The organism is Wolbachia endosymbiont of Cardiocondyla obscurior, from assembly GCF_902713635.1.
Taxonomy (GTDB): Bacteria; Pseudomonadota; Alphaproteobacteria; order Rickettsiales; family Anaplasmataceae; genus Wolbachia; species Wolbachia pipientis.
Genome location: NZ_CACTIU010000038.1, coordinates 1 through 12,047, shown reverse-complemented (window position 1 = coordinate 12,047; position 12,047 = coordinate 1). Strand labels below are relative to the sequence as shown.

The following is a 12,047-nucleotide window of genomic DNA, read 5'->3' as shown; positions in this document are numbered from 1 at the left end:
AATAAAGTAGATAAGCCTAAACGCCATCATGTCTTTAGGAGAGTTTGCTAATGAAAGTTCTTAAGTTGACGTCATTGGCTGAATGGATACGATTTATTTCAGTGCATGAGCTGGTCCTTTTCGGATTTTAGCGCTGTGTACATAACTGCACGAACGTCTAGTTTAGGGGTAAGAAAAATTAGGGCCTGCAAATTAATCCAAACACATAAGTGTAGTGTTACCACCAAATGCTGTAGTGTTAACACTTACAACTTTTTCTGTAGAAAAACGCTGTAAATAATGAGGACCACCAGCTTTTGGCCCAGTGCCAGATAGTCCTCTACCACCAAATGGTTGTATCCCAACTGCTGCACCTATCTGGTTACGGTTGATGTAGACATTTCCAACTGATATTTTTTTACTTATAGTATCAATTTGACTTTGTATACGACTCTGCAAAGAAAACGTGAGTCCATATCCAGTACTATTTATATCACTTATAACTTCATTTAATTGTGACTTGTTAAAACGTATGATATGTAAAATAGGACCAAATACTTCTTGCTTTAATTGCGAAATTTTTTGTATTTCATAAATATATGGAGGAAAGAAATAACCATTATGAGAATTTGTATCCATGGGTACTTTAAATAACAGATTTGAATCTTCGTCCTCTGACATTTTTTGCGTATGTTGAGTTAGCATATCGATAGATGCTTTGTCAATTATTGGACCAATATCAGTACTAAGTTGTATTGGGTCACCAATCTTGAGTTCTTGCGCTGCACCGCATATCATTTTTATCTGCTTCTCTGCTATGTCCTCTTGAATAAACAGCACTCTAAGTGCAGAACAGCGTTGACCACTGCTACGAAACGCAGAAAGCAAAGCATCCATAGCCACTTGCTCTAAAAGAGCAGAGCTATCAACTATCATAGCATTGAGCCCTCCTGTTTCAGCAATAAGTGGCACAATAGGACCATCCCTATTTGCAAGCATTTTATTGATTATTTGAGCAGTTTGTGTTGAGCCAGTAAAAGCTACTCCGGCAATTCTATTGTCTGAAACTAATATTTTGCCTAAATATCCACCATCCCCAGGAATGAGGTGTAACACATTCTTTGGTATCCCAGCTTCATGTAGTATCTTAACAGCTTCGTAGGCAATAATCGGCGTTTGCTCTGCCGGTTTTGCCAGCACTGCATTACCTGCTGCAAGTGCAGCTGAGACCTGCCCAATGAAGATAGCGAGCGGAAAATTCCACGGTGATATGCATAAGAAAACTCCTCTGCCTTCAAAAAAGATGAAGTTATCTTCACCTGTTGGGCCCGGCAATTTTTTCCAGTCGCTCAGTTCATTTTTTGCTATCATTGCATAATAACGCAGAAAGTCGATTGCCTCTCTTACTTCTGCTATTGCATCGGATAAAATTTTTCCTGCTTCCACAATCAGAATGTAAATTAACTCTTTCATCCTTTCCTCAAGCAAATCTGCAGCTTTTTCAAGGCATTTAGCGCGCTCTTCTGCTGAAACATTCTGCCACTTAGCAAAAGCACTATGTGCTATTTCAAGAGCGTTTAAAGCTTGATCGCTTGTTGCACTTGACACTTCTCCAATTACATTTTCCAAATGTGCAGGATTCACTACTTCGATAAATTCAGCATTATCAAATAGTGCTTTTCCATCAATTATTGGTCCAACTTGCCACTTTTTTTCACTAAAACCCTTTATATCATCTGCAAATTGTGAGACTATCACAGAATCACTAATATCCATCCCCAAGGAATTTTTTCTTTCTGGTCCCAAAATATCTTGTGGTAATGGAATGCCTGGATGAGGTTCATAATTAAAATTTATAGCTTTTTCCAGTGGATCTGAAATTAACTCATCGATTTTAACGTTAGGATCACTTATTTGATTAACAAACGAACTATTAGCTCCATTTTCAAGAAGGCGTCTTATAAGATAAGGCAACAAGTCACTATGTTCCCCAACGGGTGCGTAGACACGACAGCTAACATTTGTTGCAAGCTCTGACATTGCATAATCATATAAGTCTTTTGCCATTCCATGTAAGCGTTGAAATTCAAATCCAGGGTGGTTTTTATCAGCAAGTTCCATGATAGAAGCAAAAGTATAGACGTTATGAGTTCCAAAGCATGGGTAAAAGCTGTTTGGTTTACTCAAAAGTTTCTGTGCGCACACGAGGTAAGATACGTCAGTATAGCTTTTTCTTGTAAATACTGAGTAATCATTTAATCCCAATTCTTGCGTACACTTGATTTCTGAATCCCAATATGCACCTTTTACAAGCCTCACCATAATTTTGTGCTTTGATCGAATAGCAACATCCTCTACAAAGTCAAGAACAGATAAAGCACGTTTTTGATATGCTTGTACAGCCAAGCCGAGCCCTTCCCACTCAGAAAGTGATTCATCAAGCCGTAATTGTTCAAACAAGATTAAGGAAATTTCAAGCCTTTCTGTTTCTTCTGCGTCTATGCATAGTGAAATGTTGTATTTTTTTGCCTCGCGGCAGAGCTCTAAAACCTTAGTGAATATCTCACCAGCAATTCGGCCAAATTGACTAAATTCATAACGTGGGTGTAAAGCAGAAAGTTTGATTGAAATTCCATGGGATTTAAAACAATCATTTATTTCAGTGGATTCACCTATAGCTTTTATTGAGTGCATGTATGAATTAAAATACTCTTCTGCATCCTCAGTTGTGTGAGCAGCTTCGCCAAGCATATCAAAAGAGTATAAAAACTTACTATTGTCATCTAGTTTTGCGTACCTTAAAGCTTCTTCTATGGTTTCTCCAACAACAAAATGATTACCAAGCATAGACATTGCTTGTTTTACTGCTTTGCGAATGATCGGTTCTCCTAAATTCTTAAGTAACTTAGAAATTGCGTAATAGAACTTCGAATCGCCTTCATTATCTCTCAATATACTGCTACCTATCATTAAACTCCACGTGGAAGCATTGACGAACAATGAAGAAGAATATCCTAAATATTTACTCCATTCTTGATTGGCAATTTTATCTTTGATTAGCTCGTCTATTGTATAATCATCTGGTATTCTAAGTAGCGATTCAGCAAGGCACATCAATGCTATTCCTTCATCATTGGAAAGCGAGTATTGCTGCATAAAGGAATCTACAATACTTAATTTATTGTGTTTGATTTTTTCAATAACTTGTTTTGCAATATTATAAATTCTATTTTTTGAATCAGCCGAAAGCTCTGCTTTTTCTACAAGATAACGTATATAACTCTTTTCATCAGTACGATAAAATCCTTGTAAACGTTTTCTGAGTTCATTAGGTTCTTGTATAGAGCTTATCATATATAATTATCTCCAAAAAATACTCCGACACCATATGTATGGTGAAATTATATCATAACTTTGCGCAGAGCAAATTGCTATTTACAAAGGGATCAGGGCTGGCTAAAAGAAGTCCATGCAATAACTTCACTAAATCAAAAAGATTGTGCAAGTATGTAGCTCAACACTCCACCACACATCAAGTATTTAGTCTCAGTTGCGGTTTGTACACAGCATTTGAGTTGAATTGATTGCTTTGAATTATCCTTTCTTTTGATGATGCATTCTAGATTTCCACCTGGCACTATTTCACCTTTTATGCTTATTACCTCGCTACCATCAAATATCTTTCTGGTTATTCCATTTTGGAATATAAGTGGAAGAACACCCATGCCGACCAAGTTGGACCTATGTATACGCTCAAAGCTTTCTGCAATGACAACTTTAACCCCCAACAATAAAGTACCCTTTGCTGCCCAATCCCTACTTGAACCTGTGCCATACTCCTTTCCTGCCACAATGATGAGAGCTTCCTTGTAGCGCATTGCTGCATCAAAAATCGACATAGTTTCTTGAGAAGGAATATATTTTGTATAGCCGCCTTCGATGCTTACCATTTCATTTTTTATTCTAATGTTAGCAAAAGTCCCACGCATCATTACATTGTGGTTACCACGACGAGACCCATACGAATTAAAGTCCTGTGGCTCAATTCCAAGATTTTTTAAATATATACCTGCAGGACTACTTGAGGCAATATTTCCAGCAGGGGAAATGTGGTCAGTGGTTACGCTATCGCCAAACATTGCCAATATTTGTGCACCTTTTATATCGATTTTATTATTTTTAGGTGATAAATTATCAAAATAGGGCGGATTTTGTATGTAAGTGCTATTTGCATCCCAATTATAGATTTCACTTTTTTCACACTTTATCTTTCGCCAATGTTCATCACCAGAAAAAACATCCTTATACTTTTGTATAAACATCTCACGTGTTACCACATTTTTAACACAATCTTCGATTTCATTGTTTGTTGGCCATATATCCTTGAGATGGACGTCATTTCCATTCTTATCTTTGCATATTGAATCTTTTGTCAGATCAATTTGCACAGTACCAGCAAGTGCATATGCAACAACAAGTGGCGGAGATGCCAAGTAATTAGCTTTGACTAACGGATGAATTCTTCCTTCAAAGTTACGATTGCCAGATAAAACTGCAGCAACGGTTAAGTTTTTGTTTTTAATGCCATCTTCTATATCTTTATTAAGTGGACCAGAATTCCCAATGCAAGTTGTGCAACCATATCCAACTAGATTAAAACCCAAAGCATTTAGATCTACCTGCAATCCAGACTTTTCTAAATATTCTGTTACAACTTGTGACCCTGGAGCAAGAGAAGTTTTAACCCAAGGCTTTGATTTTAATCCAAGTTTAATTGCATTACGAGCTACAAGACCTGCAGCAATCATCACACTTGGATTTGAGGTATTAGTGCAGCTTGTTATTGCTGCAATAACTACACTTCCATCTTGGAGTTTATCGCTTTCCTTTGACTCATTAACTGAAAATGATTTAGAAAAAGACTCTGCCACTTGTGAAAGAAAAACCTTATCTTGTGGTCTTTTAGGACCAGCCATTACTGGCTTCACGCTCGATAAATCAAGTTCTAGTGTGTCAAAAAATGCTAACTCATTATTGCTACGCCACAATCCTTGCTCTTTCGCATAAGCCTCAACTAACTTAATCAGCTTTTCTGGTCGCCCTGTTAAATGTAAATAATCGAGTGTTTTCTGATCAATTGGAAAAAACCCACAAGTTGCACCATACTCTGGGGCCATGTTTGCTATAGTGGCTCTATCTGCCAAAGATAAATAATCTAAACCATCACCATAAAATTCTACAAACTTACCAACAACGCCTTTTGTTCTTAGGATATTGGTAACCGTCAGCACTAAATCGGTCGCAGTTACTCCTTCCGACAATCTGCCAATTAATTTAAATCCAACTACTTCTGGAATCACCATACTAATTGGTTGACCAAGCATCACAGACTCAGCTTCTATGCCTCCAACACCCCAACCAAGAACTGATAATCCGTTAACCATTGTAGTATGGCTGTCAGTACCAACTAAAGTATCAGGATATATGACTCCATCATTATTACACACAACTTGCGCTAAATATTCAAGATTCACTTGGTGGCAAATCCCTGTGCCAGGCAGCACTACTCTAAAATTTGTGAAGGACGATTCTCCCCACTTTAAAAATTGATATCTCTCCAAATTTCTTTTTACTTCTAACTCAACATTCTTACTGAATGCGGAAACACTTCCATAACTATCTACTTGAACAGAATGGTCAATCACAAGATCAACCGGTACAGACGGATTTATATTGCTTGGGTTTCCTCCATTTTTCTTAACATAGTCCCGCATTGAAGCTAGATCAACAACAGCAGGAACCCCTGTAAAATCTTGCATCAACACCCTTGCTGGTTTATAGCTAATTTCGTGATTAGTGTGTTTATTAACGCAGTCTGCTAGTACTCTTATGTCATCTAGCTTTACGTTCACTCCATCTTCATTGCGCAATAAACTTTCAAGCAGAACCTTAAGTGAGCAAGGCAATTTAGTCACATCTATTCCTAAAAATTCACTAGCACTACTTAGGCTAAAATAGTTGTATGACTTCCCGTCAATGTTTAAAGTCGTTTTTGCATTTAAAGAATTGTTCATCCTATCACACTATATTAGTTAAAATTGGAATTACTGCCGTTACTTTTTTGTTGTTGACCTTGCTGCTCATACATAGTTTCGAAATCTATCGGATCTAGCATCAGTGGGGGAAATCCACCACTACTTGTAACTCTTGCAATTATTTCTCTTGCAAAAGGAAAAAGAAAAGTAGGTCCGCCAATAAACAAAGCTTGTCTTACCTCTTCCTCACTCAACTCTTTTAAATTTTCTATTGAAAAAATGCCACAATATTTCGTCTCACAAATGAAAGCTACACCATCTTTTATGCCTTCATCTTTTACCGTTGCTTTGACTTCTATATGCAAAGTAATTTCATGAAAAGATTTTTCTTCATTCACTTCTTCTTTGTTTTTCGTCCCTTCTAATTTTGCTGAATTGATATTAACCATTACATTAATATCTGGAGCTTTACTAGAAGAAAGGAATGGCGAATTCGGATTCTCAAATGATAGATCTTTAACATATTGACCGTGAATTCTCATTTTTTGTTGTGGCATTTCTTACGTCTCCTTTAATTAAGTTGAGATATTTAATACTTTCTTATATAATATATTCATTTACAAACGAATAGCAAACCTGATTATAAGTTGATATGAAAAACATATTTTCATTAATAATTAATAATGTTCGGATACTTTATATGCCAAGGAGTTGAGTTACTATGATAGAGCTTGTAATATATGCTTTATTAGCGGCGTTCATTTTTTCACGTTTGTATAATTCTTTAGGAAGGTCAGCCAACCTCAACCTAAAAAAGCTAACTAATGTATTGGATGTAAGCCGAAGTAGAGAAGATGTAGTAGAAAACATTGAGGGTTACATTGATAGCAATGATGAAAATTCAATAAAAGTTACTTATAAACAAATATTAAAAAAAAACAAAGATTTTTCTATTTCCCACTTTATAGAAGGTTCAAGCATAGCTTTTGAATTAATAATAAAATGTTTCAATCAAGGAAATTTGTCTCAGTTAAAACCACTTCTCGATAAAGACTTATATGATAATTTTGCAGAGAAGATTAAACATCGTAAAGAGGTGCACGAGTCTATAATTGTTTCTATCGTTTCACAAAAGATTTTAGAAATAAAGCTAGTAAAAAACGCAGTGTTTATTACAGTATATTTCCTTTCAGAGCAAATTAACTTCGTTAAGAACAATGAAGGAGATACAATATCAGGTAGTACATCCACTATTAATAAAGTTGAGGATGTATGGCAATTCAAAAAAAATGTTAATTCATCAGACCCAAGCTGGTTGCTTGTTTCTATTCACTATAAAAAGACAAGTAACGATAAGACAAATGATAAGTAAGATGAGTTTTATTTGAAATGGAAAGCAAGCTACGCGAAATAGTACTTGACACTGAAACGACAGGTCTTGACACTGAATCTGGTCATCGAATTATTGAAATAGGGTGTGTGGAATTAATTAATCGTATTCCAACAGGTAAAGTATTCCATCGGTACCTTAACCCAGAAAGAGATATACCTTATCACTCGTTTAAGATTCACGGTATTAGTGAAGAATTTTTAGAAGATAAACCATTATTTTCAGATGTTGCACTTGAATTTCTTGACTTTATATCTAATGATATTTTGGTAATTCACAACGCTGAATTCGATGTTAAGTTCCTTAACATGGAGCTAAGCAAGCTGAATGCTGGGTTAATTTCCTCAGATAGAGTGCTAGATACATTACCTCTTGCGAGGAAAAAATTCGCAGGATCACCTGCTTCTTTGAATGCATTATGTAAGCGTTTTGATATATCGCTAGAGAATAGAGAATTGCACGGAGCACTAGTTGATGCTCAATTGCTTGCAAAGGTATATGTTGAACTTACAGGAGGGTTACAAACCTTTCTGTTTGATAATGAATGCAATCAGGACAGTAACTCTACATTCGTTCAGCATAAAGTGCGTAATCTAACTCCCAGAGAACATTCACCAAATAGTGAAGAAATTGATGAACATAAGAAACTGTTAGACAAAATTAACAATACACTTTGGAATAAATATATTGAATAGGTTAACCAATAAAGATACAATTTAATTTTACTGAGAGCATTCTAATGGTAAGGTTTATAAGATTGTCATCTAATGTGCTAGCAGCATTAGCAGTTGTTTTTTTAGGTTATTGTTATTTCACTAAAAAAGGCATATTTGCCCCAGCAGCGATTCACAACGCAGAAGTTAAGATAGGCGGAGATTTTTCTTTAATTAATCAGGACGGACAGATCCTGCGCAGTAGTGATTTTAAAGATAAATACATGATGATTTTCTTTGGGTTTTCCTCATGCAAAAGAATTTGCCCTATGAACCTTGGAATAATTTCAGAAACACTTGCAAAGTTAGATGAGAAAACTAACAACAAGCTACAAACATTCTTCATCACAGTTGATCCTGAACGCGATAGCACGGAAAGACTTAAAGAATTTCAGCAGCAATTTGACCACAGAATACAAATGTTAACTGGTGAAAGAGAAAAAATAGACGAAGTAGTTGCAAAATATAAAGTATATGCAAGCAAAGTAGACGGAGAAGAAGAAATCAACCATTCTTCGATAATATATCTTATTGGCCCTGGAGGAAGATATGTTACACACTTTGCAGCTGATTTAAATTCAGACGAAAGTCAATCTGATAAGATTTTGGCTGAGATCAGAAAATACGTAAACTGAATTATAGATTTTTCTGTTAATTACGCAACTGCATGAGCATTATAATTTAATCTCCACCTGGAAGACACATTGGAATGACACTATTTGCTGTCTTCAAAAATAAACATTCGTAAAATTGTGCTTTTAATATGGGTTATCAGTTTAAAAATGTTGCTAATCAGCATATATGAATGTAATATTAATTAACATTCATAAACGAAGCAATACCATGGAAAATAGTTATAATGCCGATGCAATAAAAATCTTAAGGGGTCTTGATGCTGTAAGGAAACGTCCAGGTATGTACATTGGTGACACTGACGATGGATCTGGCTTGCACCACATGGTATATGAGGTTGTTGATAACGCAATAGATGAATCTTTAGCTGGATATTGTGATCAAATTGAAGTTAGCATAAATAAAGATGGTTCAGTATCTGTAACTGATAATGGTCGTGGCATTCCAACTGACATTCATGAAGAAGAAGGAATATCAGCAGCAGAGGTAATAATGACTCAACTCCATGCTGGTGGTAAATTTGACAGCAATACCTATAAAGTTTCTGGGGGATTACATGGTGTTGGAATCTCAGTTGTGAATGCATTATCAAGCTGGTTGGAATTAACTATTTGGCGCAATAAGAAAGAACACTTTATGCTTTTTGAAGATGGTGAGTCTATTGAACCTTTAAAGGTAGTCAACGAAAATACAAACAAAAGAGGAACTAAAGTCACGTTCATGCCATCAACAGAGACTTTTAATGGCATTAATTTCAGTTACTCAACGCTTGAAAGTCGTATAAGAGAATTAGCATTTTTAAATTCAAATATCGACATTACTTTACGTGATCTGCGCAATGAACCATATACAGAATCTCATTTCAATCAGAGCAATCAATCTAAAGACAATTTTGGTACAGCAAATTTTGTGCAGTATTTAGATAAGAATAAGACACATGTAACTAAAATTGCCAGTATGAAAGGAGATGCAGAAGATCTTGGCATCAGCTTGGAAATATCGATGGAATGGAATGATTCCTACTATGAGAATATGTTGTGTTTCACTAATAATATACGGCAACGAGATGGTGGTACGCATTTGGCAGGATTTAGATCTGCACTAACTAGATGTATCAATACCTATGCAACTAATGAAGGGTTTTTAAAGAAAGCAAAAGTAAATTTAACTGGAGAGGACGTTAGAGAAGGTTTAACTTGTGTTTTATCTCTTAAGATGCCTGATCCTAAGTTTTCTTCACAAACAAAAGATAAACTAGTTAGTTCTGAAGCACGTGCAGTTGTAGAAAGTATAGTTTCTGATAAATTGAGCACAATCCTTGAAACTGATCCCAAATTGGCAGCAAGCATAGTAGAAAGAGCAATCAGGTCAGCAAAAGGAAGAGAAGCTGCAAGAAAAGCGCGCGAGCTAGTTAAAAGCAAAAACAATATTGATATTGCAACTCTGCCAGGAAAGCTTGCTGATTGCCAGGAAAAAGCCCCTGAGTTATCGGAATTATTTATAGTAGAGGGTAATTCAGCAGGTGGTACTGCAAAGCAGGGGCGTAATCGTAAAACACAAGCAGTGCTTGCCTTAAGAGGAAAAATTCTAAACGTAGAACGTGTAAGTTTAAATCGTATTTTTTCATCTGCAGAAATAGGCTCTTTAATCACTGCAATTGGTGCTGGAATAGGGAGTGAACACTTCGATATTGAAAAAGCTAGATATCATAAAATTATCATCATGACAGATGCAGATGTTGATGGTTCACATATAAGAACTTTGATTCTAACTTTCTTTTTTAGACATATGCGTGAAGTTATTGAAAAAGGTTACTTATACATAGCACAGCCACCCCTCTATAAAGTTACAAAGAATGCCAAAGACACTTATATTAAAGATGACGAAACTTTTGAAGAGTATATAATAAACTCAGCAGTTAAAAGATTAACACTAAGTGGTACAGCTACAGAATTTAACAACTTACGCCTTATTTTGAATAAATGCGTTAGCACTTCTAATATTAGCAAAAATTATGATAGAGAAATACCACAAAATCTCTTAGAGTCATTGCTAATTTTAAGTAAAAAGAATGCTCTATCATCGGCTGATGAGATATTAAAGTATTTGAAGTTAATGTACAGCGAATACACTTGGGAAGTGGAAATAAAAGATGAAGAAAAAGAAATTCATATCTCTAAATTGTTTCAAGGATTGGCAGACAAATATATATTTGCACTTAGTATGCTTGAAGGCAAAGATATGCAAAACATATTAAGTTTGCTTGATGGTATAAGTAATTTATTTAATGGTGATTCATTTTTAAAGTCACAAGAAACTGAAATAAGAATCACTTCTCCAAGTACGCTTGCAAAAATAATAATGGACTATGGTAAAAAAGGTTTAACTCTGCAGAGATTTAAAGGTCTTGGTGAAATGAATGCTGATCAGCTATGGGATACTACGTTAAATCCTGAGGCTAGAACTTTATTAAAGGTTGAAATAAAAGATTGTGAAGAAGCTGATTCCATATTTTCAATATTAATGGGTGATATAGTTGAACCACGCCGTGATTTTATTAATAGCAATGCACTTAATGTGCATGATGTTGATATTTGAACTTTTAGCAAAATGTACGAACGTTACGGGTTTAAGCAAAGACTGTGTCATTCAAGTAGCTGACACTGGTTCCTTTATAACGGTGTCATTCCAGTGCTTGACACTGGAATCCAGGTTGCTCACAAGCAAACTAGCATAGAAAGTGGTTACAACGTTTTCGATGAGATTGCAGAAAGGCTGGATTCCAGTGTCAAGCACTGGAATGAAAGCAGTCCTACGTCATGCCGCGATTCATTCGCGGTATCTCTAGATCCCGCTAACAAGCAGCGGGATGACGGTTGTCAGGGTGTCATCCCACTACCTTCTCCTGTCATCCCAGTGCCTCCCTCCCCTGTCATCCAAGTAGCTTGACACTTGTATCTTTATGATGTGAGGCATTAGAGCTAAAATACCTCACAGGGAGGGTGAAGCTGATGCAACGCTAATGCCATTAAGGCCGAATCCCAGATTTTGCTTCCCTCCCATAGAGTTATAGCTCTTCTCATAATAATCCCAATAAGGTAAGAATGGATTTATGGTAGAGGGGTTTGTATGCCAGCAGCGTATAGTTACGACTTAAGGAAAAAAGCAATGGAAGCAATGGAAGCATTGGATGAAGGAGAAAGTAGAGCAACTGTTGCCAAGTGACCTTACCCAGAAAAAGTGGAGAGAAAGAAAGGAGTTTTTTCGGGTAAAATAAAATTTTGGAGGATTAGAAAT

The 12,047-nt window shown here is 36.0% G+C and carries 9 protein-coding genes; 6 read left to right on the top strand and 3 right to left on the bottom strand.

Annotated features, from left to right (window positions below):
• Positions 1–192 precede the first annotated feature (192 nt).
• The 3 genes from putA to secB all read right to left on the bottom strand — a co-directional run bounded on the left by putA (position 193) and on the right by secB (position 6,571).
• Positions 193–3,333 carry a bifunctional proline dehydrogenase/L-glutamate gamma-semialdehyde dehydrogenase PutA gene (gene putA / locus WOCAOBSORBRA_RS03705; protein ID WP_174515953.1) on the bottom strand — a complete coding sequence of 1,047 codons (3,141 nt, stop codon included), beginning with the start codon at positions 3,331–3,333 and terminating at the stop codon, positions 193–195.
• A gap of 134 nt (positions 3,334–3,467) precedes the next feature.
• Positions 3,468–6,053, bottom strand: coding sequence for an aconitate hydratase AcnA (acnA, locus tag WOCAOBSORBRA_RS03700; protein ID WP_174515952.1), 2,586 nt, complete (start codon positions 6,051–6,053; stop codon positions 3,468–3,470).
• A gap of 14 nt (positions 6,054–6,067) precedes the next feature.
• Positions 6,068–6,571, bottom strand: a complete 504-nt coding sequence (secB, locus tag WOCAOBSORBRA_RS03695; protein WP_006279761.1) for a protein-export chaperone SecB — start codon at positions 6,569–6,571, stop codon at positions 6,068–6,070.
• A gap of 164 nt (positions 6,572–6,735) precedes the next feature.
• Between secB and WOCAOBSORBRA_RS03690 the strand changes: the two genes are divergently transcribed.
• The 6 genes from WOCAOBSORBRA_RS03690 to WOCAOBSORBRA_RS03665 all read left to right on the top strand — a co-directional run bounded on the left by WOCAOBSORBRA_RS03690 (position 6,736) and on the right by WOCAOBSORBRA_RS03665 (position 11,699).
• Positions 6,736–7,386, top strand: a complete 651-nt coding sequence (locus tag WOCAOBSORBRA_RS03690) for a Tim44/TimA family putative adaptor protein (RefSeq protein WP_174515951.1) — start codon at positions 6,736–6,738, stop codon at positions 7,384–7,386.
• A gap of 17 nt (positions 7,387–7,403) precedes the next feature.
• Positions 7,404–8,099, top strand: a complete 696-nt coding sequence (gene dnaQ, locus WOCAOBSORBRA_RS03685) for a DNA polymerase III subunit epsilon (RefSeq protein WP_064124802.1) — start codon at positions 7,404–7,406, stop codon at positions 8,097–8,099.
• Between the two features lie 44 nt (positions 8,100–8,143).
• Positions 8,144–8,752: an SCO family protein gene (locus WOCAOBSORBRA_RS03680; protein WP_174515950.1), complete on the top strand. Its 609-nt coding sequence runs from the start codon at positions 8,144–8,146 to the stop codon at positions 8,750–8,752.
• Between the two features lie 208 nt (positions 8,753–8,960).
• Positions 8,961–11,348: a DNA topoisomerase (ATP-hydrolyzing) subunit B gene (gene gyrB, locus WOCAOBSORBRA_RS03675; RefSeq protein ID WP_174515949.1), complete on the top strand. Its 2,388-nt coding sequence runs from the start codon at positions 8,961–8,963 to the stop codon at positions 11,346–11,348.
• Positions 11,317–11,487, top strand: coding sequence for a hypothetical protein (locus WOCAOBSORBRA_RS03670; protein WP_155975168.1), 171 nt, complete (start codon positions 11,317–11,319; stop codon positions 11,485–11,487). Before gyrB ends, WOCAOBSORBRA_RS03670 begins: the two co-directional genes overlap by 32 nt.
• Positions 11,442–11,699, top strand: coding sequence for a hypothetical protein (locus WOCAOBSORBRA_RS03665; protein ID WP_010962372.1), 258 nt, complete (start codon positions 11,442–11,444; stop codon positions 11,697–11,699). The genes WOCAOBSORBRA_RS03670 and WOCAOBSORBRA_RS03665 overlap by 46 nt, the downstream gene beginning before the upstream one ends.
• Positions 11,700–12,047: the final 348 nt, after the last annotated feature.